25 protein-coding genes are annotated in these 24,355 nt (G+C 67.6%); 11 read left to right on the top strand and 14 right to left on the bottom strand.

Annotated elements, in window-relative coordinates; genetic code table 11:
- Nucleotides 1-50: 50 nt before the first annotated feature.
- The 5 genes from ntrX to dusB form a co-directional block, all read right to left on the bottom strand.
- A complete protein-coding gene (ntrX, locus tag AC3A5Z_RS10040; RefSeq protein ID WP_487519601.1) occupies nt 51-1,466 on the bottom strand; it encodes a nitrogen assimilation response regulator NtrX in 1,416 nt (471 codons plus the stop codon).
- The gene (locus AC3A5Z_RS10035; protein WP_487519214.1) at nt 1,466-3,745 is read right to left on the bottom strand and encodes a sensor histidine kinase NtrY-like; all 2,280 of its coding nucleotides are present in this window, start codon (nt 3,743-3,745) and stop codon (nt 1,466-1,468) included. Before AC3A5Z_RS10035 ends, ntrX begins: the two co-directional genes overlap by 1 nt.
- A gap of 84 nt (nt 3,746-3,829) precedes the next feature.
- Nucleotides 3,830-5,194 carry a response regulator gene (locus AC3A5Z_RS10030; protein ID WP_487519213.1) on the bottom strand — a complete coding sequence of 455 codons (1,365 nt, stop codon included), beginning with the start codon at nt 5,192-5,194 and terminating at the stop codon, nt 3,830-3,832.
- Entirely contained in the window at nt 5,194-6,300 is a 1,107-nt protein-coding gene (locus tag AC3A5Z_RS10025; protein ID WP_487519212.1) for a two-component system sensor histidine kinase NtrB, read from the bottom strand. The genes AC3A5Z_RS10030 and AC3A5Z_RS10025 overlap by 1 nt, the downstream gene beginning before the upstream one ends.
- Complete coding sequence (gene dusB, locus AC3A5Z_RS10020) at nt 6,297-7,277, bottom strand: tRNA dihydrouridine synthase DusB (protein ID WP_487519211.1); 981 nt, start codon at nt 7,275-7,277, stop codon at nt 6,297-6,299. Before dusB ends, AC3A5Z_RS10025 begins: the two co-directional genes overlap by 4 nt.
- 212 nt (nt 7,278-7,489) lie before the next feature.
- On the opposite strand from dusB, the gene AC3A5Z_RS10015 reads away from it, so the two are divergent.
- From AC3A5Z_RS10015 to AC3A5Z_RS10005, 3 genes are read left to right on the top strand one after another with little or no spacing between them, the layout of a single operon-like run.
- Nucleotides 7,490-8,623 (top strand): bifunctional 2-C-methyl-D-erythritol 4-phosphate cytidylyltransferase/2-C-methyl-D-erythritol 2,4-cyclodiphosphate synthase, encoded by a 1,134-nt coding sequence (locus tag AC3A5Z_RS10015; protein WP_487519210.1) that lies wholly within the window; start codon nt 7,490-7,492, stop codon nt 8,621-8,623.
- Nucleotides 8,620-9,120 (top strand): phosphatidylglycerophosphatase A family protein, encoded by a 501-nt coding sequence (locus AC3A5Z_RS10010; RefSeq protein ID WP_487519209.1) that lies wholly within the window; start codon nt 8,620-8,622, stop codon nt 9,118-9,120. The genes AC3A5Z_RS10015 and AC3A5Z_RS10010 overlap by 4 nt, the downstream gene beginning before the upstream one ends.
- Nucleotides 9,117-9,587, top strand: a complete 471-nt coding sequence (locus AC3A5Z_RS10005; RefSeq protein ID WP_487519208.1) for a CinA family protein — start codon at nt 9,117-9,119, stop codon at nt 9,585-9,587. Before AC3A5Z_RS10010 ends, AC3A5Z_RS10005 begins: the two co-directional genes overlap by 4 nt.
- Nucleotides 9,588-9,614: 27 nt before the next feature.
- On the opposite strand, the gene AC3A5Z_RS10000 is transcribed toward AC3A5Z_RS10005, so the two are convergent.
- Complete coding sequence (locus AC3A5Z_RS10000) at nt 9,615-10,073, bottom strand: type II toxin-antitoxin system RatA family toxin (protein WP_487519207.1); 459 nt, start codon at nt 10,071-10,073, stop codon at nt 9,615-9,617.
- A gap of 90 nt (nt 10,074-10,163) precedes the next feature.
- Between AC3A5Z_RS10000 and hpt the strand changes: the two genes are divergently transcribed.
- From hpt to AC3A5Z_RS09985, 3 genes are all read left to right on the top strand, one after another.
- Nucleotides 10,164-10,712 carry a hypoxanthine phosphoribosyltransferase gene (gene hpt / locus AC3A5Z_RS09995; protein ID WP_487519206.1) on the top strand — a complete coding sequence of 183 codons (549 nt, stop codon included), beginning with the start codon at nt 10,164-10,166 and terminating at the stop codon, nt 10,710-10,712.
- Nucleotides 10,712-10,891 (top strand): hypothetical protein, encoded by a 180-nt coding sequence (locus AC3A5Z_RS09990; RefSeq protein ID WP_107663354.1) that lies wholly within the window; start codon nt 10,712-10,714, stop codon nt 10,889-10,891. The genes hpt and AC3A5Z_RS09990 overlap by 1 nt, the downstream gene beginning before the upstream one ends.
- Nucleotides 10,892-10,972: 81 nt before the next feature.
- Nucleotides 10,973-11,857, top strand: coding sequence for a c-type cytochrome (locus tag AC3A5Z_RS09985; protein ID WP_487519205.1), 885 nt, complete (start codon nt 10,973-10,975; stop codon nt 11,855-11,857).
- Here AC3A5Z_RS09985 and lipA read toward each other — a convergent pair whose 3' ends face one another.
- Complete coding sequence (lipA, locus tag AC3A5Z_RS09980; protein ID WP_487519204.1) at nt 11,858-12,814, bottom strand: lipoyl synthase; 957 nt, start codon at nt 12,812-12,814, stop codon at nt 11,858-11,860.
- Nucleotides 12,815-12,842: 28 nt separating this feature from the next.
- On the opposite strand from lipA, the gene AC3A5Z_RS09975 reads away from it, so the two are divergent.
- Nucleotides 12,843-13,667, top strand: a complete 825-nt coding sequence (locus tag AC3A5Z_RS09975) for an MIP family channel protein (protein ID WP_487519203.1) — start codon at nt 12,843-12,845, stop codon at nt 13,665-13,667.
- A 168-nt stretch (nt 13,668-13,835) separates the two neighbouring features.
- The gene (locus AC3A5Z_RS09970; protein ID WP_487519202.1) at nt 13,836-14,384 is read left to right on the top strand and encodes a redoxin family protein; all 549 of its coding nucleotides are present in this window, start codon (nt 13,836-13,838) and stop codon (nt 14,382-14,384) included.
- Here the strand turns inward: AC3A5Z_RS09970 and AC3A5Z_RS09965 are convergent, their stop codons facing one another.
- Complete coding sequence (locus AC3A5Z_RS09965; protein ID WP_487519201.1) at nt 14,385-15,311, bottom strand: hydrogen peroxide-inducible genes activator; 927 nt, start codon at nt 15,309-15,311, stop codon at nt 14,385-14,387.
- A gap of 102 nt (nt 15,312-15,413) precedes the next feature.
- Between AC3A5Z_RS09965 and AC3A5Z_RS09960 the strand changes: the two genes are divergently transcribed.
- A complete protein-coding gene (locus AC3A5Z_RS09960; protein ID WP_487519200.1) occupies nt 15,414-16,880 on the top strand; it encodes a catalase in 1,467 nt (488 codons plus the stop codon).
- Between the two features lie 56 nt (nt 16,881-16,936).
- Here AC3A5Z_RS09960 and AC3A5Z_RS09955 read toward each other — a convergent pair whose 3' ends face one another.
- Nucleotides 16,937-18,061 carry a DUF6456 domain-containing protein gene (locus tag AC3A5Z_RS09955; protein ID WP_487519199.1) on the bottom strand — a complete coding sequence of 375 codons (1,125 nt, stop codon included), beginning with the start codon at nt 18,059-18,061 and terminating at the stop codon, nt 16,937-16,939.
- A gap of 219 nt (nt 18,062-18,280) precedes the next feature.
- On the opposite strand from AC3A5Z_RS09955, the gene AC3A5Z_RS09950 reads away from it, so the two are divergent.
- A complete protein-coding gene (locus AC3A5Z_RS09950) occupies nt 18,281-18,556 on the top strand; it encodes a DUF6477 family protein (protein ID WP_487519198.1) in 276 nt (91 codons plus the stop codon).
- A 54-nt stretch (nt 18,557-18,610) separates the two neighbouring features.
- Here the strand turns inward: AC3A5Z_RS09950 and AC3A5Z_RS09945 are convergent, their stop codons facing one another.
- The 5 genes from AC3A5Z_RS09945 to AC3A5Z_RS09925 all read right to left on the bottom strand — a co-directional run bounded on the left by AC3A5Z_RS09945 (nt 18,611) and on the right by AC3A5Z_RS09925 (nt 23,798).
- Nucleotides 18,611-20,152 (bottom strand): trimethylamine methyltransferase family protein, encoded by a 1,542-nt coding sequence (locus tag AC3A5Z_RS09945; RefSeq protein ID WP_487519197.1) that lies wholly within the window; start codon nt 20,150-20,152, stop codon nt 18,611-18,613.
- A gap of 172 nt (nt 20,153-20,324) precedes the next feature.
- Entirely contained in the window at nt 20,325-20,939 is a 615-nt protein-coding gene (locus AC3A5Z_RS09940; RefSeq protein ID WP_487519196.1) for an ABC-type transport auxiliary lipoprotein family protein, read from the bottom strand.
- A gap of 2 nt (nt 20,940-20,941) precedes the next feature.
- Nucleotides 20,942-21,889 carry an MlaD family protein gene (locus AC3A5Z_RS09935; protein WP_487519195.1) on the bottom strand — a complete coding sequence of 316 codons (948 nt, stop codon included), beginning with the start codon at nt 21,887-21,889 and terminating at the stop codon, nt 20,942-20,944.
- Nucleotides 21,889-22,677 carry an ABC transporter ATP-binding protein gene (locus tag AC3A5Z_RS09930; RefSeq protein WP_487519194.1) on the bottom strand — a complete coding sequence of 263 codons (789 nt, stop codon included), beginning with the start codon at nt 22,675-22,677 and terminating at the stop codon, nt 21,889-21,891. Before AC3A5Z_RS09930 ends, AC3A5Z_RS09935 begins: the two co-directional genes overlap by 1 nt.
- Entirely contained in the window at nt 22,677-23,798 is a 1,122-nt protein-coding gene (locus AC3A5Z_RS09925) for an ABC transporter permease (protein ID WP_487519193.1), read from the bottom strand. Before AC3A5Z_RS09925 ends, AC3A5Z_RS09930 begins: the two co-directional genes overlap by 1 nt.
- 356 nt (nt 23,799-24,154) lie before the next feature.
- On the opposite strand from AC3A5Z_RS09925, the gene AC3A5Z_RS09920 reads away from it, so the two are divergent.
- Complete coding sequence (locus AC3A5Z_RS09920) at nt 24,155-24,355, top strand: YgaP family membrane protein (protein WP_487519192.1); 201 nt, start codon at nt 24,155-24,157, stop codon at nt 24,353-24,355.

Here is a 24,355-nt window from a genome sequence, read left to right as displayed (position 1 = left end):
TCGGGCTTGCTTGGCAGAAGCGCGCCAGAGGGTCAACGCCCCTGCGGGTCTCACAGATCGACCTCTTCCTCCTCGTCCTCCAGCCGCGCCATGCGCCCGCCGGATTTCGCGGTGGTGACGACCCCCAGCGACTTCAGCTTGCGGTGCAGTGCCGAGCGCTCCATCCCGACGAAACTGGCGGTGCGGCTGATGTTACCGCCGAAGCGGTTGATCTGGGTCAGCAGGTATTCGCGTTCGAAGAGCTCGCGCGCCTCGCGCAGCGGCAGGGTGGCCAGCGCGCCGCCCAGCACCAGACGGCCCTCGCCCTCGGCCTGCACTTCGCGGCCCGGCAGTTCGCGCGCCTCGATGGCGCCCGGCCCGTCGCCGAGGATCAGCACCCGCTCGATCACGTTGCGCAGCTGGCGCACGTTGCCCGGCCAATGCATCGTCTGCAGCAGCGCCTCGGCATCGGAGGAGAGCATGCGCAGCGGCAGGCCCTGGGACTTGTGGAACATCTCGATGAAATGGCGGGTGAGTTCGGGGATGTCCTCGCGCCGCTCCTCGAGCGAGGGGACGGCGATCGGCACCACGTTCAGCCGGTCGTAGAGCTCCTGCCGGAAGCGGCCCGCGGCGATCTCGGCGCGCAGGTCGCGGGTGGTGGAGGAGATGACCCGCAGGTCGACGCGCACCTTGTCGGAGCCGCCCTGACGGGTGAACTGCTGCTCGACCAGCACGCGCAGGATCTTCGACTGGGTGCCGAGCGGCATGTCGGCCACCTCGTCGAAATAGACGACGCCGCCATGGGCCTGCTCGAGCATCCCCGGCTCCACCCCGCGGTCGGGGGTCTCTCGGCCGAAGAGCACCTCTTCCATCCGCTCGGGCTCGACCGCGGCGGAGGAAACCGAGATGAAGGAGGCGGAGGCGCGGTTGGAATTGGCGTGGATGTAGCGCGCGGCCATCTCCTTGCCGGAGCCGGCGGGGCCGGTGAGCATGACGCGGCCGTTGGATTTCGTCACCTTCTCGAGCTGCGATTTCAGCGTCTTGAAGGCGGGAGAGGAGCCGAGCATCTCGGAGGCCGACACGTCACGGCGGCGCAGCTCGCTGTTCTCGCGGCGCAGGCGCGAGGTTTCCATGGCGCGGGCGACGACGACCATCAGCTGGTCGATGTTGAAGGGCTTCTCGATGAAGTCGTAGGCGCCCTGCTTGATCGCGGCCACCGCGATCTCGATGTTGCCATGGCCGGAGATGATGACCACGGGCACGTCGGGATTGTCGCGCTTCACCGTCTTGAGAATGTCGATCCCGTCCATCCGGCTGTCCTTCAGCCAGATGTCGAGGATCATCAGCGACGGCGGTTCGGCGTTGATCTCGGCCATGCAATCGTCGGAGTTGCCCGCGAGGCGGACCTGGAAGCCCTCGTCGCGCAGGATGTCCCCGATCAGTTCCCGAATGTCGCGTTCGTCGTCCACGATCAGAATGCTGCTCATCATTCCCCCTCTCCGCCCGAGGCGGTGTTCTTGCCGGTGCGCGATCGACCGCGCAGGGTCCGGGGCAGACGGATTTCCGCCATGGCCCCGGCATGTGTGATGCCGTCGAAGACGGCAGCGTCGGTCAGCGACAGGGTGCCGCCATGTTCTTCGATGATCTTTTTGACGATGGGAAGGCCAAGCCCGGTGCCTTTCTCGCGTGTCGTCACGTAAGGCTCGAACAGCCGCGCCCGGTCGGGCGGCAGGCCGGTGCCGTTGTCGGAAATGCGGATGAAGACGGTTTCGGGCAGGGTGTCGACCGCGACGCGGATCTCCGGGATGTAGCCTTGGGGCGCGGATTCACCGTAGCTCTCAATGGCTTCGCCGGCGTTCTTGATCAGGTTGGTCAGCGCCTGCGAAATCATCGTGGCGTCGAGGTCGATCAGCAGCGGCGCCTCGGGCAGATCGGCCCTGAGCCGCACGCCGGGCAGGCCCGCCTCCTGCAGGATCACCGCGTCGCGCAGGATCTTGGCCAGATCGGTCTCGCGCCGGTCGGGCTCGGGCATGCGGGCGAATTTGGAGAATTCGTCGACGATCCGGCGCAGGTCATTGGTCTGGCGGATGATGACATCGGCATACTGGTCGAGATCGGCGGCCTGATCGCCGACCACGCTGCGGAACTTGCGCTTGATCCGCTCGGCGGAGAGCTGGATCGGGGTCAGCGGGTTCTTGATCTCGTGGGCGATGCGGCGGGCAACGTCGCCCCAGGCCGCCATGCGCTGCGCCGAGACCAGATCAGTCACGTCGTCGAAGGCGATCACATAGCCCTCGAGCCGCCCGCTGTCGCTGCGCCGGACCGACATGCGCACCAGAAGGCTTTCGAGGCGACCCTTGCGCATCAGGCGGATCTCCTCCTGCACGGCGCCGCCGCTGGTGCGGAGCCGGTCGAAGAGCGCGGCAAATTCGGGCACCGCGGCGGAGAGCGGGGCGCTGCCGACATCCGGCAGTTCCAGCAGCCGCTCGGCCGAGCGGTTGACGAAATCGACCTGGCCCACGGAGTCGAGCCCGATCACCCCGGCCGTCACCGAGGAGAGCACGGAATCGAACAAGCGGCGGCGGCGTTCGGTCTGGCGGTTGTTGTCCATCAGCGCGTCGCGCTGGCCCTTCAGCTGGCGGGTCATCTGGTTGAAGATGCGGCCGAGCATGGCGATCTCGTCATCGCCCTCCTCTTCCAGCACCTGCACGTCGAGATCCCCTGCCCCCACCTTCTGCGCCGCCCCCGCCAGCCGACCGACAGGCCGGGACAGCCGCTCGGCGAACCAGAGGCCGAGCCAGACGGCGGCGAGGATCAGGATGAGGGCGAAGGCGAGATAGAGCAGGCCGAACTCGAAGAGGAGCCGCCCGCGCTCAGCCTCGAGCTGGTGGTAGAGCGCCACGGTCTCGCGCGTTTCGTCGAGCAGGCTGAGGATCGAGCCGTCCACGGTGCGCGAGACGTAGAGGTAGCGGTCGGCGAAGGCTTCTAGATGGACGAGGGCGCGGAATTCGTTGTTGGACCAATCCTGAATGACAAAGGGCTCGCCGGAGCGGGCGCGGGCGATGTCATCGGTGGAAGGGCGTTCGAAGTCGAAGAGATAGCTGCGCTCGCCACGGGTCTTCAGCTCGCCCGCGCCATCGATCAGGAAGGCTTCCTTGAGCCCGCGCTGCACGAGCGCCTGCCCTTGGGTCAGGATCGGGCGCAGCTGGTCGTCCTGCAGGAAGAAGGTCGATTGCTTGGCGACGTTCAGATAGGCGGCGAGGCTTTTCGCATCCTCGGTCAGGTCGCGCTGGTGCTCGGCCTCATAGGCTTCGGCGGCGGAGAGCGAATTGCCCACCACCTCGCGCACCCGGTCGGAGAACCAGCCCTCGAGCCCGACATTCACCGTCAGCACGGCAAAGACCGCAACGAGCACGGTCGGCACCAGCGCCACCAGCGCGAAGACACCCGAGAGCCGCAGGTGCAGGCGCGAGCCCGCGGACTGGCTGCGCCGGTCGGAGACCATGCGCGCGAGCCGTGCCAGCACCAGCGCCGCAACCACGAGGATATAGACCAGATCCGCCAGCAGGATCAGCCGCAGCGAGGGCGAAGTCGCCCCCTGATTCAGCGGACCCAGAGCCAGAAAGGTCAGAACGGTGAGAACCGGGCCGAGGAAAACCAGCCCGAACGTCATCGCGTTCTGGAAACGCCGCTGGCGGCGCAACCTCGATAGCTTGATCCACGTGTTGCTGCGCACCGCGCTTCGCACGAATCCCTTGCCCTTCATGCGGGAGGCATCCCCTGCCCTCCCGCGAGATTTGGTGAAGTGCCGAAGGGAAGCGACCCACGCGACACGCCGTCTGTTGCTGTTTTACATCAGCTTGCGGCGGCGTGTCACGCGAATATCGAGGTCGGTGATCTTCTTGCGCAACGTATTGCGGTTGATGCCGAGCAGATCGGCACATTTTGCCTGATTACCGGCGGTGGCATCCAGCGCGATCTCGATCAGCGGGCCTTCGACTTCGCGCAGGATGCGCTGGTAGACGCCGGGCGGTGGCAAGGCGCCGCCGTGCAGATCGAAATAGCGCTTGAGATGCCGCGCGACCGAAGCCGAGAGCTTCTCGCCCTCGCCACCGCCCTTCAGGGGTTCCATCGCCGGCTGGTTGCCCAGCACGGCCTCGACCTCGGAGCGGGAAATCTCGGCCTCGGCAGAGGTGACCATCAGGCGGCGCAGGGTGTTTTCCAGCTGGCGCACGTTGCCGGGCCAGCTGTAGGCGCGCACGAGGTCGCGGGCCTCGGCGGAGAGGCGGCGGGTGCTGCCCAGATCGCGCTCGCCGCGGGCGAGGAAGTGATCGGCCAGAAGCGGGATGTCGTCGACGCGCTCGCGCAGCGCGGGCACATGCAGCGTGACGCCGCCGAGACGGTAGAACAGATCCTGCCGGAAGGCGCCGCTTTCCAGCCGCGAGCCGAGGTCGATCTGGCTGGTGGCCATGATGCGCGGCGCGTTGTCGCCCATCATGTCGAGCATGCGCACGATGCGCGCCTGCGTCTCCTCGTCGTAATCGGCCACCTCGTCGAAGACGAGGCTGCCGCCCTTGGCGCGGGTGATGAGCGAGGACGGGCCGTCGACGCCCTGCAGGTCCACCGCCTGCGCCACCACGAAGGGCAAGGTGCGGCGGTCGGAGAAATCGTGGATCGCGCGGGCGATGAGCGACTTGCCGGTGCCGGATTCGCCGGTGATGAGCACGGCGAGATCGGTGTTCATCACCCGCGCCACCAGCCGGTAGAGCGCCTGCATCGCCGAAGTGCGGCCCACCAGCGGCAGGTCGTCCCCCGCCTCGCGCGGGGCGGCGGTGCGGGCCGGGGCGCGGCGCTTCATGTCGAGCGCGCGGGCCGAACGCTTCATCAGGTCGGGCAGGTCGAAGGGCTTGGGCAGATAGTCGTAAGCCTCGGCCTCGGCGGCCTGGATCGCCGTCATGATGGTGTTCTGCGCCGAGATCACGATCACCGGCAGGCCGGGGCGCAGCTTGCCGATACGCGGCAGCGCCTCGAGCCCGTTGCCGTCGGGCATGATCACATCCGAGATCACCAGATCGCCCTTGCCCTCCTCGACCCAACGCATCAGCGTCATCAGGCTGGAGGTCGCATGCACCTTGCACCCGGCCCGCGTCAGGGCCTGAGTGAGCACCGTGCGGATCGTGCGATCGTCGTCCGCCACCAGAACTGTGCCATCCATCACTTCACCTCCATGTCATTCTGCGCCGTTTCCCGGGGCGCGACCGGCAGGGACACACGGAACACCGTGCGGCCCGGAACGGAGTCGACGGCGATCCAGCCGCCATGGTCCGAGATGATCTTGCTCACCAGCGCGAGGCCGAGCCCCGTGCCGTTCTCGCGCCCCGAAACGAAGGGCTCGAAGATTTCCTTGGCGATCTCCGGCTTGATGCCGGGACCGTCGTCGATGATCTCCACCTGCAGCGGCAGGCTCGATCCGGTACCGTCGGTGCGTCGCAGGCGCAGCGACAGATCGTAGAAGCTGCGCAACCGGATCGTGCCGCCCTGCGGGCCACAGGCCTCGGAGGCGTTCTTGATCAGGTTGAGGAAGACCTGCATCAGCTGGTCGGGATCGGCGAAGGTGGCGGGCAGCGAGGGGTCGTAATCCTCGGTGATCGTCATCTTGGCGGCAAAGCCCACCATGGCCGATTTCCGCGCCCGGTCGAGCGCGTCATGGATGTTGACCGCGCGGCGATCCGGCGGGCGCAGGTTGCCGAACTGCTCGACCTGCTCCAGGAGTTTCACGATGCGCCGCGTCTCCTCGACGATGAGGTCGGCCAGCTCGCGGTCCTCGGCGCCGAGGTTCATCGCGATGAGCTGCGCTGCGCCGGAGATGCCGGCCAGCGGGTTCTTGATCTCATGCGCCAGCATCTCGGCCATGCCGATGGCCGATTTCGCCGCCGATTTCGCCGCCGAGGCGCGGCCCAGACGGCCGGCGATCTCGCGCGGGGCGATCAGCAGCATGATGATGTCGGGATTGTCGTTCATCGGCGCGATCTGCACGTTGCACTGCACCGGCGCCCGCTCGCCCGAGGTCACATCGACATCGTTGATGAAGATCGGCGACTGGTTCACCCGGGCGCGGGCCAGAGCCTCGTCCATCGGCGCGTCTATGTGCAGACGGTCGAAGGCGGGCTGGCCCTTCAGGCTGCGGTCCGAGGCGTTCATGAACTGCTCGGCGGCGGGATTGGTCTCGAAGATGCGGCCGTCGATGTCGATCAGCACGGCCGGCAGCGGCAGGCTGGCCCAGATCACGCCGGGGACGGGATAGGGCGAACGGTAGGTCATGCGGCAGCCCTTTCCTGCGCGACGAAAGCCTCTCGCAGCGCGCGGATCACCTGCGCCGGGCTGGTGCCGGTGACGATGGGGCCGCGCCGGGCGGAGAGACCCGCCGCCTCGAGATACCAGTTGAGATGTTTGCGGGCGACGCGCAGGCCGAGGCTTTCGCCGTAGAAGCCGAGCATGTCCTCGTAATGCGCGATCACCATGTCGGCCAGGGCGTCGCCCTGCGGGATGACAGGCTCGGGCGTGCCGTGCAGCGCGGCGGCAATCTGCGCCAGCGCCCAGGGGCGGCCCTGCGCGCCGCGCCCGACCATGACGCCATCGGCACCGGAGGCGTCGAGTGCCGCGCGGGCGGTGGTGGCGTCGGTGATGTCGCCATTGGCGATGACCGGGATGGTCACGGCCTCTTTCACCCGGCGGATGGCGGCCCAGTCGGCGGCGCCGGTGTAGAACTGGCAGCGGGTGCGGCCGTGGATGGTGATCATGGCGATCCCGGCGCCTTCGGCGCGGCGGGCGATGTCGGGGGCGTTCAGCGCGTCATGGTCCCAGCCGAGCCGGGTCTTCAGCGTGACGGGCACCGAGACGGCACCCACCACCGCCTCGATCAGCCGCAGCGCGTGGTCGGGCTCGCGCATGAGGGCCGAGCCGGACCAGCCGTTGACCACGCGCTTCGCCGGGCAGCCCATGTTGATGTCGATCACCCGGGCGCCCTGTCCTTCGACGAGCCTTGCCGCCTCGGCCATCCAGTGCGGATCGCAGCCGGCGAGCTGCACCGAGGTCGCGGCCTCGCCGAAGCCGAGCTCGGCCCGGCCACGCGCCTCGGGGGCGGCGCAGACCACCTCGCGGCTGGCGACCATTTCCGAGACCACCAGACCCGCACCGAAGCGAGAGACCAGCCTGCGGAACGGCAGGTCGGTGATGCCCGCCAGAGGGGCGAGGAGGACGGGAGGATCAACCGTGAGGGTCGCGAGACGAAGGGCCAACTGCCTATTCCTTGTGCGTCAGCATACCACCTAAGCCCAGCCGCAGCGGAACACAAATTGCGGCTCTGGAAATGAGACTTAAAAACGTGCTGTGCCCGCTTTTTGGGCGCCTCTGCTCAAATCCTGTCGCCTCGCAAACTGCCCGCGACAGGAGCGTCGATTGCCCCTTTCCCGGCTTTGGCCTAGACCTTGCGCAAAAGGGTGAAACTCTCATGACGACAGCCGCGATCATCGTTGCCGCAGGCCGTGGCACAAGGGCCGGAGGCGATCTGCCGAAACAGTGGCAGAGGCTGGCGGGCCGACCCGTGGTGGCCCATACGCTGGCCGCGTTTCAGGAAGCGCGAGCGGTGGACCGGGTGATTCTGGTCATCCATCCCGACGACCGCGCCCGGGCCGAAGGCTTCGGGGTGGAGCTGGTCGAGGGCGGGGCCAGCCGCGATGCCTCGGTGCGCAATGCGCTGGAGGCGCTTGCGGGGCAAGGGGTGGCGCGGGTGCTGATCCATGACGGGGCGCGGCCTCTGGTGTCGGAGGCGCTGATCGGGCGGTTGCTCAAGGCGCTGGATGGGGCCGAAGGTGCGGCCCCCGCCGTGCCGGTGACGGATGCGCTGTGGCGCGGCGCGGATGGCACGGTGGCGGGCACGCAGGACCGCACGGGGCTCTGGCGGGCGCAGACGCCGCAGACCTTCCGCTACGAGGCCATTCTGGCGGCGCACCGGGCGCATCCGGGCGGATCGCTGGACGATGTGGAGGTCGCCCGCGCGGCGGGGCTTGACGTGGTGATCGTCGAGGGCGACGAGGACAACCTGAAACTCACCTATCCGGGCGATTTCGCGCGCGCGGAACGGATTCTGGCGAAGGAGAACGGCATGGATATCCGCACCGGCAACGGCTTTGACGTGCACAAGTTCGGGCCGGGCGATCATGTCTGGCTCTGCGGCGTGAAGGTGCCGCATGGCAAGGGGCTGGTCGGCCATTCCGATGCCGATGTGGGCATGCATGCGCTGACCGACGCGATCTATGGCGCGCTCTGCGAGGGCGACATCGGCGTGCATTTCCCGCCGTCGGACATGCAGTGGAAGGGCGCCGCCTCGCATATCTTCCTGCGCCATGCGATGCAGCGGGTGGCCGAGCGGGGCTTCACCCTCACCCATTGCGACGTGACGCTGATCTGCGAGCGGCCGAAGATCGGGCCGGTGGCGGCGTCGATGCGTGCGGCGCTGGCGGAGATCATGGGCGTGGCGATGGAGCGGATCTCGGTGAAGGCGACCACCACGGAACAGCTGGGCTTCACCGGGCGCGAGGAAGGCATCGCCGCCTCGGCCACGGCGACGCTGGTGTCGGCATGACGCTGACGCGGGCGATCTGCACGCTGGGCGGCGTCGGGCTCCTGCGCCCCGGCCCCGGCACATGGGGTTCGGCGGCGGCAATCCTGCTGGGGGTCGGGATCGACCATCTGCTCGGCTTCCCGGCGCTTGTGGTGGCGACGCTTCTGGTGACCGGCATCGGCTATTGGGCGCTGTCAGTGGAGCTGGCCGACCGGCCCGGCGACGACCCGTCGGAATTCGTGATCGACGAGGTCGCCGGGCAATGGCTGGCGCTGATCTTGCCCGCTGCCGCCTTCTGGTCGCGCGGGATGGAGGATTGGGCGATCGCCGCCTATCCCGGCTGGCTCGCGGCCTTCCTGTTCTTCCGGCTGTTCGACATCTGGAAACCCTCGCTGGTGGGCCGCGCCGACCGGCGGCACGATGCGCTGGGGGTGATGCTCGACGATCTGGTGGCGGGGGTGTTTGCCGGGATCTGCGTCATCATCAGCGGGGCGATCTATCACGTGATCTTCATATGAGCGATGTCGCTGCCCTCCTGGGCCTCGCCCGGGCGGCGAAGGCGCGGATCGCCACGGCGGAAAGCTGCACCGGGGGGATGATCTCGGCGGCGCTGACCGATGTGGCGGGATCGTCCGACGTGTTCGACCGCGGCTTCGTCACCTACTCCAACGCGGCCAAGCAGGCGATGCTCGGCGTCTCGCCCGAAACGCTGGCGCGGGTCGGCGCCGTGTCGGAGGAGGTGGCGCGCGAGATGGCCGAGGGGGCGCTGGCGCGGTCGGAGGCGACGCTGGCGGTGGCCGTCACCGGCATCGCCGGGCCGGGCGGGTCGGAGTTCAAGCCGGAGGGGCGGGTCTGCTTCGGGCTGGCCCGGCGCGGCGCGGCCACCCGGGTCGAGACGGTGGAGTTCGGCGCGCTGGGACGGGCGGGCGTGCGGCAGGCGACGGTCGCCCATGCGTTGCGGCTGCTAGCCGAGGCGCTTCGCTGAACGGGGTCGCGCAGACGTGACCGCCACTCAGCCCCGGCCGGGGCCGTAGAGCGACGCCGCGCGTTTCTCGAAGGCGCGGACGATGCGGTGCATCGCCTCGTTGAACACCACGCCGATGATCCCCTGCAGGATGGCGTTGCGGAATTCGAAATCGACGAAGAAATCCACCTCGCAGCGCCCGTCCGGCAGATCCTTGAAGCCCCAGGTCGAGCGCATGTATTTGAACGGGCCGTCGAGATACTCGGTTTCGATGCGCTTTGCCTCGGGGAACAGCTTTACCCGGCTGCCGAAGCGTTCGCGGAACACCTTGAACGAGATCACCAGATCCGCCTCCATCACCTCGCCGCCCTGGATCGGCTTGCGCGAACGGATTCGCGCGGCCGAGTTCCACGGCAGGAACTGCGGATAGGCCTCCACATCGGCGACCAGATCATACATCTGCTGGGCGGTGTAGGGCAGCGGGCGGGTCTCGGAATGGGTCGGCATATTGGCGTTCTGTCCTTGCAGGCGGTCCGGGCCGGGCGTGACTTGCCCGGCGGTATTGGGTAAAGCGTCGGCACAACGCAAGGGGTGGCCATGCCGACGAGACCTTATGTCATAGACCAGATGATTTCGCCGAAGTCGATTGCGGCGAGGGTCGAAGACCTCGCCCGAGAGATCACCGCCTATTATGAGGGCACCGACAAGCTGGTGGTGGTGGGGCTGCTGCGCGGCTCTTTCGTGTTCATCGCCGATCTGGTGCGCGAGCTGGATCTGCCGGTGGAGGTCGATTTCCTCGAGGCCTCCTCCTATGGCGATGCGATGACCTCGAGCCGCGAGGTGCGCATCCTGAAGGATCTGCGCGGCGAGATCGCGGGCAAGGATGTGCTGGTGGTCGAGGACATCGTCGATACCGGCTTCACGCTCAGCCATGTCGTGCGGCTGCTGCGCTCGCGCGAGCCGCGGCGGCTGGAGGTCTGCGCGCTGCTCGACAAGCCGACGCGGCGCGAGGTCGATATCCGCGCGACCTGGACCGGCTTCGAGATCCCCGACGAGTTCGTGGTGGGCTACGGCATCGACTTCGCGCAGCGCAACCGCAACCTGCCCTATATCGGCAAGGTGCGTTTTACCGACGAGACCGCCTGATGGGGCCGCTCTGGCTGGTGCGGATGGCGCATTGGCTGCGGCATCCGCCCTCGCCGGGGAGGGTGAAGCTGGTCCTGGCGGTTGTGGCGTTCTGCGCCCTGCTGGTGCTGGTCGAGCGGTTCGTCGGCTGGCCCGACTGGGCGACGGTGAACGGCACGGGGCGGATGATCCGGCCCTGAGGCTGGGAGAAAAACGGGGTGGGCACTGGCCATAAGGGCTGCGGGCCCTATGCTTCGCAGGCGGGCGGCGGGGAGACGGGGATGCGCTGGATACTGGGCATTGGGCTGGTTGTCGTGGCCGGGGTGGCCACCGGGCTGGTGGTGACGCGGCCCGAGCGGTCGGATGCGGCGCAGTTGGCCGGGCTTACGGGCGATGCGGCACGCGGCGAGCAGGTGTTCTGGGCGGGAGGCTGCGCCTCATGCCATGCGGCGCAGGGGGCGAGTGGCGAGGCGCTCTTGCTGCTAGAGGGAGGGCGCAGGCTGCCCACTGATTTCGGCACCTTCGTCGTGCCGAACATCTCGCCCGATCCGGAGCATGGCATCGGCGGCTGGAGCCTTGCCGATCTCGACTCGGCGATGCGGCATGGCACCTCGCCCGAGGGCGAGCATTATTATCCGTCCTTCCCCTATACCTCCTATGTCCATGCAACGGCGCAGGACCTGGCCGACCTCAAGGCCTTTCTCGACACCCTGCCCGCCTCGGCCCGCGCCAACGAGCCGCATGAGCTGGGTTTCCCCTTCAACCAGCGGGTCGTGCTGGGTGGCTGGAAGCTCTTGAACCAGAGCGCCGACTGGGTGGTGGAGGGCGAGCTGACCGAGGCGGAGGAGCGCGGGCGCTATCTGGTCGAGGGGCTGGGGCATTGCAGCGAATGCCACACGGCGCGCGATGCCTTGGGCGGCAAGACCGGCGCTTGGCTGGCTGGCGGGCCGAACCCCGAGGGCAAGGGGACGATCCCGAACATCACCCCGGGCGGGCTCGACTGGTCGGAGGCGGATATCGCCGAATACCTGTCCTCGGGCTTCACCCCCGACTTCGATTCGGCAGGCGGGCAGATGGCGGATGTGGTGAACAACATCTCGCACCTGCCCGACAGCGACCGCGAGGCGATCGCCGCCTATCTCAAGAAGGTGCCGGCGGTGGAGTGATCAGCCGAGCTTGGCCATCCGCGCATCGCGCATCCGGGCGAAGTCGTCGCCCGCGTGATAGGAGGACCGGGTAAGCGGCGTGGCCGAAACCATGAGGAAGCCCTTGCCATAGGCGGCCTTCTCGTAGCTGGCGAATTCCTCCGGGGTCACGAAACGGTCGACGCGGTGATGCTTCGGCGTCGGCTGAAGATATTGGCCGATGGTCAAGAAATCGACATCCGCCGCGCGCATGTCGTCCATCACCTGCAGCACGCCCTGACGGTCCTCGCCGAGGCCGACCATGATGCCCGACTTGGTGAAGACCGACGGGTCGATCTCCTTCACCTTCTGCAGGAGGCGCAGCGAGTGGAAATAGCGCGCGCCGGGCCGCACCTCGGGGTAGAGGCCGGGCACGGTTTCAAGGTTGTGGTTGAACACGTCGGGACGCGCGGCCACGACCGTCTCCAGCGCCGAGGGGGCGCATTTCAGGAAGTCGGGCGTCAGTACCTCGATGGTGGTGGCGGGGGCGCGGTGACGGATGGCGCGGATGGTCTGGGCGAAATGGTCGGCCCCGCCATCGCCGAGATCGTCGCGGTCGACCGAGGTCACCACCACATGGTTGAGGCCGAGCTGCGCCACGGCATGCGCCACGCGTCCCGGCTCGAAGGCGTCGAGCGTGGAGGGCTTGCCGGTGGCCACGTTGCAGAAGGTGCAGCCGCGGGTGCAGATCTCGCCCATGATCATCATGGTGGCGTGGCCCTGGCTCCAGCACTCGCCCACGTTGGGGCAGCCCGCCTCCTCGCAGACCGTGGTCAGCTTCTGGGCCCGGATGATGTCGCGGGTTTCCTTGTAGCCTTCCGAAGTGGGCGCCTTCACCCGGATCCACGAAGGTTTCTTGGGCTGCGCATTGTCGAGGCGATGCGCTTTTTCGGGGTGGCGCTGGTCGGGGATTTTAAGATCGCGCACGATTTTTCCCATCGCTGAAAGTCGCTGTTGCCCGCATACTATGCCTACGCCGCGGGAACGACCAGCCCGGTTTGCCCGGTTCCCGTCTGCTCCGCGCGGTCCTGGCCTGTTTCACAGAGAATTGCGGAGGACGGACATGACGAAAAAGCTCGGTGCCGAACTGCTCGGCACATTCATCTTGGTCTTCTTCGGATGCGGCTCGGCGGTGCTGATGGGCCCCGAGATCGGGATGCTCGGCATCTCGCTGGCCTTCGGGCTGTCCATCGTGGCGGCGGCCTATTCCCTGGGCGGCATCTCGGGCGCGCATCTCAACCCGGCGGTGTCGCTGGGCTTCCTTATGGCGGGGCGGATGCCCTCGTCGGAGTTCGTGGGCTATGTCGGCGCGCAGGTGGTGGGCGCCACTCTGGGGGCGCTTGCGATCTATCTGATCGCCTCCGGCAAGGCGGATTATTCGCTGGCGGTGAACGGGCTGGGGCAGAACGGCTACGGGCCGGGTTATCTCGGGGAGTATTCGCTGACCGCGGCGTTGACCTTCGAGGCGATCGCGACCTTTCACTTCGTCTGCGTGATCCTCGCGGCCACGGCCTCCCATGTGTCTCAGGCCTCGACGGCGCTGGCGGGGCTGGCCATCGGGCTGACGCTGACGGGGATCCATCTGGTCGGCATCAACGTGACCGGGGTCTCGGTCAATCCGGCACGGTCGGTCGGGCCTGCGGTTTTCGTGGGCGGCAAGGCGCTGGCGGATCTCTGGGTGTTCATCGTGGCGCCGCTGGCCGGCGGCGCGGTGGCGGGGCTGGCGCATGCCTCGGGCTTCTTCCGGCCCGGTCCTATCGGCAGCGAGGCTCCGGGCCGCCTGCGCGCCTGAGGTTATCCGCAGCGCGGCGCTCCGGCGGGCATTGCCGGCTGGAGGGGCACAGCGATTGGGCAGGATGCGGTGCAGCATGGCTGCGCCGCACCGCAGCATCTTGACCCCCGGCGGCGGGTCCGGTAGCCGAGGCCCCCTGTCCGAGTTCCCTTCGAGAAGGATCATCCCATGCTGCCCGGCTCGCGCCTCCCCTCCGTCACCTTCCGCACCCGCGTCCGCGATGAGAGCATCGCCGGGCCCAACCCCTACCGCTGGCAGGACATGACCACCGAGGATTACTTCGGCGGCAAGCGGGTGGTGCTTTTCGCGCTGCCGGGGGCCTTCACCCCGACCTGCTCCACCTTCCAACTGCCGGGCTTCGAGCAGGGCTTTGCCGGGTTTCAGGCGCTGGGCGTGGACGAGATCTACTGCCTGTCAGTGAACGATGCCTTCGTGATGAACCAGTGGGCCAAGGCGCAGGAGCTGACCAATGTGAAGGTCATCCCCGACGGGTCGGGCGAGTTCACCCGCCGGGTGGGCATGCTGGTGCGCAAGGACAACCTCGGCTTCGGGCTGCGCTCGTGGCGCTATGCCGCCGTGGTGCGGGACGGGGTGATCGAGGCTTGGTTCGAGGAGCCGGGGCTCTGCGACAACCATGGCGAAGACCCCTACGGCGTGTCCTCGCCGGAGACGGTGCAGGCCTGGCTGATGGCCGAGGCGCAGGGCGCCGCCGCCTGATCAGATCGTGGCGCGGGCATGGGCGGTGAGCCCCTGCCCCGCCTTGGCAAAGAGCGCCGCCAATTCGTCGAACCAGTCGGAGGCGGAGCTCGTCGCCCGCCGCGCCAGCACGATCTGCCGCGCGGGCTCGGGCTCGGCAAAGCGGATCACCGCCATGCCGGGCGTCGCCGCCTGCTCCTGCCGCAGGGCGATCTCGGGCAGGAAGGTCATGCCCAGCCCCTGCCCCACCAGCCCGCAGAGCGTGGTCAGCGACGAGGCGCCCAGATCGAGCCGCGCCTGCCGCCGGGTCATGCCGCAGACCTCCAGCGCCTGATCGGCGAGGCAATGGCCCTCGTCGAGCAGCAGCAGTTGATCGGGGTCGAGCGTCACCGGGCGCAGCGTCTCGGCGCCGCCGGTGATGCCGCTGAGCACCGAGCCGCGCCCGGCGAGCAGGAAGCGGTCGGTGAAGAGCGGGACCAGCGTCAACCCCGCTGCGGAGGGCGGTGCCGCGATGACCACGGCATCAAGCTGGCCGCGGTCGAGTGCCGCCAGAAGAACATCCGTCGTCGCCTCGCGCAGCCGCAGGTCGCGGGTGATGTCGGAGGCGCGCAGGAGCGGCAGCACCTCGGGCAGAAGATAGGGCGCAACGGTGGGAATCACCCCGAGGTTGATCCGTCCCACCAGCCCCTGCTGCCGGGCGACGGCCTCCAGTTCCGACACCTCGCCGAGGATGCGGCGCGCCCGTGTCTCCACCTCGCGTCCCGCCGGGGTCAGACGGATGTCGCGCGGGCTTCGCTCGAACAGGAGCGTGCCCAGCGTCTCCTCCATCTCGCGGATCTGCATGGAGAGCGCCGGTTGCGTCACATGCACGCGCTCCGCCGCCTTGCCGAAGTGGCGCTCCTCGGAGAGGGCGAGAAAATAGCCGAGCTGGCGGAGGGTAAGGGCCATCAGCAAACCTTATCGCGTTACACATAATTTCCGATTTAAACTTATTCCAGAACGCGGGCATAAGTCGAGCCAGAACAGCCAAAGCTGCAAGGGAGCACTGCCATGACACGTTTGACCACCACTGCCGGCGCGCCGATCGCCGACAACCAGAACACCCTGACCGCCGGAGAGCGCGGCCCGGTCCTGCTGGAAGACTACCAGCTGATCGAGAAGCTCGCCCATCAGAACCGCGAGCGCATCCCGGAGCGCGTGGTGCATGCCAAGGGCTGGGGCGCCTTCGGCACCTTCACCGTCACCAATGACATCACGAAATACACCTCGGCCAAGATCTTCAATCAGGTCGGCAAGCAGACCGAACTGATCGCGCGTTTCTCGACCGTGGCCGGCGAGGCCGGTGCGGCGGACCATGAGCGCGACGTGCGCGGCTTCTCGGTGAAGTTCTACACCGAGGAAGGCAACTGGGACGTGGTGGGCAACAACACCCCCGTGTTCTTCGTGCGCGACGCCTACAAGTTCCCCGACTTCATCCACACGCAGAAGCGGCACCCGCGCACCAACCTGCGCTCGGCCACTGCGATGTGGGATTTCTGGTCGCTGAGCCCCGAGGCGCTGCATCAGGTCACCATCCTGATGTCCGACCGCGGCCTGCCGATCTCGCCCATGCACATGGACGGCTTCGGCTCGCACACCTATTCGTTCTACAACGCCGCGGGCGAGCGGTTCTGGGTGAAGTTCCACTTCAAGAACCATCAGGGCCACAAGCACTTCACCAACGCCGAAAGCGCCGAGGTGATCGGCCGCACCCGCGAGGGCTATCAGGAAGCGCTGTTCGGCACGATCGAGTCGGGCGACTTCCCGAAATGGACGCTCTGCGTGCAGGTCATGCCGGAAATGGACGCCGAGAAGACCCCCTACAACCCGTTCGACCTGACCAAGGTCTGGCCGCACAGCGACTACCCGCTGATCGAAGTGGGCGTGATGGAGCTGAACCGCAACGCCGACAACTACTTCGCCCAGATCGAGCAGGCGGCCTTCTCGCCGTCGAACAAGATCCCGGGCATCGGCTTCTCGCCGGACAAGATGCTGCAGGCGCGGGTGTTCTCCTACGCCGACGCGCATCGCTACCGTCTGGGCACGCATTACGAGGCGCTGCCGGTGAACGCGCCGAAATGCCCGGTGCATCACTACCACAAGGACGGCAACATGAACTTCTTCGGCCAGAAGACCGGAGCGGTGGATGCCTATTACGAGCCGAACTCGGTCGCGGGCGCGGCCAAGGAAGACCCGACCGTGGCCGAACCGCCGCTGCGCATCTCGGGCGATGCGGCGCGCTACAACCACCGGATCGGCAATGACGACTACTCCCAGCCGCGCGCGCTGCACGACAAGGTGCTGAGCGCGGAAGGCCGGGCCCGGCTTTACAGCAACATCGCCGAGGCGATGCAGGGCGTGCCGGAGGAGATCGTCGACCGCGCTCTGGGTCACTTCGACCAGATCAGCAAGGCCTATGGCGACGGCATCCGCGCCGCCCGCGCCACGCTCTCGGGGGCGAGGCAGGCCGCCGAGTAAGCTTTCGGCACGGGGAACGGGCGTCTGGAAACCGGCGCCCGTTCCTTTTTCGGCCCTCAGCCGATCAACGGGCCGGAGCGGCCGTAAGCCTCGTCGTAATGCCGCCGCAGACGTTGCAGGGCGATGCGCAGCACCACCTTGCCAGAGCGCGCCGCCCAGCCCATCCGCTTTTCCGCGACCTCGAGCCCTTCGAGGAAGCAGCAGCAACGCAGCACCATGTCGCCCAGACCGGGCCCCAGATCGCGCAGCGCTGCCGCCACCCGTTCGCGCGCCATGCGCGGCCCCTCGGCCAGACCGGCATCGGTGCGGAAGCCGCCGCGGTCGCCGGGTGTCAGGAACCTGTCCCAGTTCTGCGCCACGCGCGGCCCCATCTGCGCCAGCTCGAAATCCTCGCGCAACCGCTCGGCGGCCTCGATCAGCTCGTTCTCCAGAAACGGCTTGCCGTCCTTGTCCCGCCTGCGCCCCAGCGATGCCACGGGGCTTTCGGCCAGGTTGTAACGCATCCGGCGCGGCGTCTCGCCCGGCTCGCGCAGGTGGCGCTCGGCCCAGTCGCGGTGCTGGTCGGCGAAAGGGGTCTGCGCCTCGGCCATGCCCTGACGGCGGCGGTCCTCCTCGTCGATCATCCGCTTCACCGCGGCGCGGCCCGCAGGCGTGATCTCGTAGGTGGTGATGCGGCCCGACTTGCGGCAGGCGATCCAATCCTTCAGCGCGAAGGCTTGCGCCACGCCCCGCTCCACCACCGCCGTGCGCGCCGCCTTGCCGTCGGGCATCTCGCGCAGCACGCAGGCCTTTTCCATGTCGGCGGCCACCGCCAGCACCGCCTGCGGCTCGGCGAGGCGGCGCAGGATGCGGCGGGCCTCGCGGGCGATGGTGGCCTCGTCGATGGTGAGCGGGTCAAGCGGAGAGCGGAGGGGAGCGGTCATGGCGTCGACGTCCTTTCTGGCTGGATCTGCGGTCTTGCCCTGCGAGCGCCCGAAGGCCGCCAGCGCCTCGTCCACCAGAGGATCGTCGCGGCGGTTCTCGTAGCGGCGCACATGGCGCAATACGGTCGAGGCGTGGCAGCCCTCGCGCCGGGCCAGCGCCCGCAGCGACATGCCTTCCTCGGTATGGTCGAGATAGAGCCGGACGGCTTCGGGCAGCCATGCCGGCAGGGTGGTCAGCGGAGCGAGGTTGGTTTCCATAGATGCATCCCGTCCCGCCCCGGCGGGGGGCGAAGTCCAGCCCTGGACCTTTGCAAACGTCGATAACATTGGTTACCTGTCCGTTAATGAATGCGCTTTTGCCGATAATTGTTTCTAATTCCTAAACAAATGAGAAAGCTCCGCGCGGTGAATCGGTCGCGCGCGCAACGCCCGTTTGCACGGACGCATCCTGTCCAGATCAATCTGGAGGATTCGCCTATGACCGATGTTCGCACCCTGCTGGCCGATCTGCGCCGTCCGCGCCTCTTGATCCGCGCCGCCCGCTTCGGGATGGCCGACTACCGGCGCGAGCGCGACCTGAGGCGGCTGGTGGATGTCGCGCGTCCCGAGCAGACGATGCAGCGGCTGTTATCGGAGGAGGAGCGGATGGAGGCGGAGCGCGTGGCGGGGCTGGCCAGCTATTCCATCGCCCGGCATGTCGAGTTGCTGATCGCGCTGATGTCGGAGGTCAGGCTGCTGCCGCGCAACGCCTGAATGCGGAACGGGCGCGGCCTTGCGACCGCGCCCGTCCTGTCGATGTGTGCTGTCTCAGATGAAGGCGTCGGGGGCCGAGGCCTTCTTGCGGGCGACATAATCGGCCAGCGATTCCGCGATGCCCTCGTCGAGCGCGGGCTGCTGGTAGTCGCCGAGCATCTTCTTCACCCGCTCTGCCGCGAGGGTCTCGGTGTCGCGCGCGCCCTCTTCGTCCCAGGTCTCGAAGGGCTTGTAGTCGAGGAGGTCGGAGCGCCAGAAGGCGGTCTTGAAATTGGCCTGGGTATGGGCGCAGCCGAGGTAGTGGCCGCCGGGGCCCACCTCGCGGATCGCATCCATCCCCTGCCCGTTCGCATCCATGATCACGCCCTGCGCCAGATGGTGCAGCGTGCCGAGCTGGTCGGCATCCATCACGAATTTCTCGTAGCTGGAGACCAGACCGCCCTCGAGCCAGCCGCAGGCATGCAGCATGAAGTTCACGCCGGCCAGCAGCGCCATGTTCAGCGAGTTCGCCGTCTCGTAGGCCGCCTGCGCGTCGGGCAGTTTCGAGCCGCAGAACGAGCCGCCCGAGCGATAGGGCAGGTTCAGACGCCGGGCGAGCTGGCCCGCCCCATAGGTGATATGGGCTGCCTCGGGGGTGCCGAAGGTGGGCGCGCCGGAGTTCATGTCGATCGAGGTCACGAAGGCGCCGAAGATCACCGGCGCGCCGGGGCGCACGAGCTGGCTGTAGGCGACACCGGCCAGGACCTCGGCCAGCACCTGCGTCAGCGTGCCTGCCACCGTCACCGGCGCCATGGCGCCGCCGACGATGAAGGGCGAGATGATCGCGGCCTGATTGGCGCGGGCATAGACCTCGAGCGCTCCCATCATCGTGCTGTCGAAGGTGAGGGGCGAGTTGATGTTGATGAGCGAGGTCATCACCGTGTTCTGGTCGACGAAATCGGCGCCGAACAGGAGCTTCGCCATCTCGACCGAATCCTCGGCCCGCACCGGCTCGGTGACCGAGCCCATGAAGGGCTTGTCCGACAGCGTCATATGGGCGTGCAGCATGTCGAGGTGACGCTTGTTCACCGGCACGTCGGTCGGTTCGCAGACCGTGCCGCCGGAGTGGTGCAGCCATTTCGACATGTAGCCGAGCTTCACGAAGTTGCGGAAGTCTTCCATCGTGGCATAGCGGCGACCCTTCTCGCGGTCGCGCACGAAGGGCGGGCCGTAGACCGGGGCGAGGACGAGGTTGCGCCCGCCGATCTCGACGTTGCGGGCCGGGTTGCGGGCGTATTGGGTGAAGGCCGACGGCGCGGTGGCGCAGAGCTTGCGGGCCAGACCGCGCGGGATATGCACCCGCTCGCCACGCACATCGGCGCCTGCCGCACGCCAGAGGTCGAGTGCCGCCGGATTTTCAAGGAAGTTGACGCCGATCTCTTCGAGGACGGTGTCGGCGTTCCACTCGATGATCTGCAGCGCTTCGTCGTTCAGGATCTCGAAGTTGGGGATATTGCGCGAGATGAACTTCGCCGAATCGAGACTGACTGCCGTCCGCTCCGCCCGCCGCGCCGATCCGCCGCCGCCCCGCGCCCTGCGCCCTGCAACTTCGTTCATCGCATATCCTCCAGATCGCGCAACCCGCGCACAAGTTTTGGCCCTTATGCCGCGTTTGCGCCCGCGCCCGTCCCCCATTTCCGCCGCTTGCCGCCCAAAAGCGACATGGGCGGCACGGGCGATTTTGCGAGCGCGACGCGGGTCGGTTCAGGGGCGGTAAACGCCGCTACGTTCAGCGCGCCTGCGCCTGAACCCAAGTCACCGCAGCGCGCAGAACCTCGCTGGTGGCGGCGTCGAACGCACCCACCAGAGGGCCGGTCTCGTCGGTCGGGGCGGTGGAGGTGGCGTCGAACTGGCGGGTCGCGACGATCCGGCGATCGGCCTCGCGCACCAGAGTCAGGGTGACGCCGACCTTGACCACCGGCGCTGCCCCTTCCGGCGCGTCGGCCTGGAAATCGCGCAGCTCGGTCATCAGCGTGTAGTCGGGCTGGAGCCCGGCGCCGGTGCGACCGACAAGGCGGAAGCCGCCCGCGTTCTGCAGCGAGGCGAGGAGCAGCGACTGGATCAGCACCGGGGCCGGATCGGACCAGCGGGATTCGGGCAGATAGGCGGCCTGCACCCGGTTCGGCTTGATCAGGATGCGGTCGCTCGCCACGGCACCGGCCGAAGTCGCCTCTTCCACCACCAGATGCAGCGAGCCGCCGCGCGGTGCCGTCTCGTAGGTGGCGGGCGCGAGGGTGAAGGTGTTCAGCGGCTCGGAAGCGCCCGAGACGCGCGAGACGACACCGCAGCCGGTCACGAGCGACAGAAGAGCGACCGAAGCGATCAGGCGGGGGAAAACGGTCATGGTCATCTCCTGTAGTCGGGGGTCTGGTTGCCAAGGAAGAAGCGCGCCGGATCGCGCGAGATCTGGGACGTCAGGCTGTTGAGGTTGCTGACCAGCCCCCGCGCATCATTGGCGAGAGTGGTGAACTGCGGCAAGCCGTTGGTTGCGAAACCGCGGAAGCTCGACACCGATTGCTCGATCCCGCGAACGGCGGCGGCGATCTGGTCGAGCATCGGCGGCACGCGCTCGTCGATCAGCGTGTTGGCACGCGAGAAGGTGCCCCGCGCTTCGGCCATCGTCGTTTCGGCAGCCTCGGCCACCTCTTCGAGTTCGTCGGCGAGCGGGTCGAGACGGGCGGTGAAGGCGGAAAGCTCCTCGCTGGCCGAGGCCATGTCCTTGGTGATCTTCGCCACGTTGGCCATCGATTCGTCGGCATTGGCAAGGATGCGCCGCACCGCCTCGCGGTTCTCGGGGCCGGTGAAGGTGCTGACGTCCTTCAGGAGCGCCAGCGCCTCGGCCAGAAGATCCGGCGCGTCGGCCGTCAGCGCCTGCACGGCCGAGCGCTCCGAGGGGATCACCGGCACCTCGTTCGGCGGGATCACCTCGAGCCGCTCCGCCTCGGGCGAGCCGCCGGCGAGGCTGACGTAGGAAACCCCGGTCACGCCCTGCGAGGCGACCTGCGCCTTGGTGTCGGCACGCACCGGGGTCGTCGAGAAGATCTCGATCCGCACCCGGACCATGGCGGCATCCTGATCGTCGAGCCCGATCGACAGGACCTGCCCCACATCGACGCCGTTGTAGCGCACCGGGCTCGCCTGCCCCAGACCGTCGACGCTGGGAAAGAGGATGTCGTATTGCTCGTAGCTGCGGTCCACCTGCACCTTGGCGAGCCAGAGCAGGAAGCCCAGCATGGCGATCACGCCCAGAAGCGTGAAGAGACCGATGAGGATGTATCTCGCACGGGTTTCCATCAGTTCGCTCCTTCGGCGGCAACCATCGCGGCATGGGCGCGTGGCCCATGGAAATACGACCGCACCCAGGGGTGATCCACGTCGAGCATCTCGGCCATCGTCCCAGTCACCAGCACCTTCTTCTCCGCCAAGACCGCGATGCGGTCACAGGTTGCATGCAATGTGTCGAGGTCGTGGGTGACCAGGAACACCGTCAGTCCCATCGCCTTCTGCAGCGACCGGATCAGCTTGTCGAACTCCGACGCGCCGATCGGGTCGAGCCCAGCGGTGGGTTCGTCCAGAAACACGATGTCGGGATCGAGCGCCAGCGCCCGTGCGAGCCCCGCGCGCTTGCGCATGCCGCCCGACAGTTCCGAGGGGTAGAGCGTGGTCGCCTTGGGTGGCAGCCCGACCATGGCGATGCGCAGGTCGGCCAGCGCCGAGCGGGTCTTGGCGTCGAGCTTCAGCCGCGCCCGCATCGGTGCCTCGACATTCTCCCGCACCGTCAGCGAGGAAAACAGCGCCCCGTCCTGGAACATCACGCCCCAGCGGTTCTCGACCTCGGCCATCTCGGCGCGGTCGGCCTTCAGCACATCGACGCCGAAAGCCTTGATCGAGCCCGCCTTGGGCTTCTGCAGCCCGGCGATGGAGCGCAGCAGCACCGACTTCCCGGTGCCCGAGCCGCCGACGATGCCGAGCACCTCGCCGCGTTTCACGTCGAGATCGAGGTTCTCGTGGATGACGTTCGGCCCGAACTGGTTCTTCAGCCCGCGCACCTCGATGATGTTTTCGCCCATGACCTTGGCCATCAGATCCCCCAGATCGCGAAGAAGATCGAGAACAGCGCGTCGGTCACGATCACCAGAAAGATGGCCTGCACCACCGAGCGCGAGGTGTGCTGGCCAAGAGATTCGGCATTGCCCTCGACCTGCATGCCCTGATGGCAGCCAATCACCGCGATGATCACGGCAAAGAACGGCGCCTTCACCAGACCGATGATCGCATGCACCGGGTCGGTGCCCTCGAGCAGGCGGGTCTGGAACATGCCGGGGGTGATGTTCAGCTCGATCCAGGCCATGAGCATGCCGCCCATGAGGCCGGTCATGCAGGCGATGAAGCCCAGGACGGGCAGCAGGAAGACCAGCGCCAGCACGCGCGGCACCACCAGCCGGTCGATCGGGTCGAGCCCGAGCACCCGCATGGCGTCGATCTCCTCGCGCATCTTCATCGAGCCGATGGCGGCGGTGAAGGCCGAGGCCGAGCGACCGGCAACGATGATCGCCGTCAGCAGGATGCCCAGTTCGCGCAGGATCGAGATGGCGACCAGATCGACGACATAGACCTCGGCGCCGAACTGCTGGAGCTGCGTTGCGCCCTGGAAGGCCAGCACGATACCGATGAGAAACCCCATGAGCGAGACGATGGGCACGGCGTTCAGGCCAGCGTCCTGCATGTGGTAGACGAGCGCGGTGACGCGCAGCCGGGTCGGATGGATGATGAGCGACAGAAGATGCGCCACCACCACGCCGAAGAAGCCCACCGCATTGAATGCGGTCTTGGCCTTGGCGGCGACGGTCTTGCCCATGTTCTCCAGCCCGTCGCCGGGACGGCCCGGGATCTGGCGGCGCTTGCGCTCGGGCTTGGGCATGGCCTGCTCGACCGTCTCGATCAGGAGCGCCTGGCCCTCGGTCATGCCGGTGAGCTGGATCGGCCGCCCGCCCGCCGCCGCGCGCTGGCGCGCCTGCGCGATCAGCCAGGCCCCGGCTGTGTCGAGCTCGGTCACGTCGGAAAGATCGATGCTGTCCTTGCCCTCGAGGGCCTTCACGGCCTTGGCCGACGCTGGCAGCGTCGCCAGCGTGAGAGCACCGGTCAGCGAGGCCTCTCCCCTGCGGGGCGAGGGTGGCGGGGCAGGCTTGTCGACGTCACTCACTTAGGCGCAGCCCATCACTGGCAAACACATCTGGCATTCCTTCGTTCGGGGGCAGGTGACGCAGAGAATAAGCCGCGTCATGCGCTTAGCAACCCGGCCAAGGGCTGCTTTGCGCTAGCTGTAACCCGCAGGACACCCTGCGGTTCCCATCTGCCACAGTCGCCACACCAATCGTTTCGCTCTGTTTCAGATCGGGCGCCACCGTGGCTGAGGCTGCGCCAAATCCTGCCTCTCGGATACATAGTTTATAGCATTTTGATATTCAAATTAATGCATGTATCGTTGCCGCGAGCCCGACTCGCCTTCCGCGCGATCTGGCGGCCTCCCGTTCCGTCCCCCACAACCGGAGAGTTCAGATGACCATATCCCAAGCCGTCACCGCCTTCGCAGGCTTCATGGTGCTCCTGTCGCTCGCCCTCGCCTGGGCGGTCTCGCCCTGGTTCCTCGGGCTTACCGCCTTCGTCGGCGCCAACCTGTTCCAGTCGGCCTTCACCGGCTTCTGTCCGGCGGCCACGCTGTTCCGCAAGCTCGGCCTGCGCGACAGTTCGGCGGCCTGA

Source organism: Cereibacter sp. Soil_C_27 (assembly GCF_057657095.1).
This window is presented reverse-complemented; position numbering and strand designations above follow the sequence as displayed.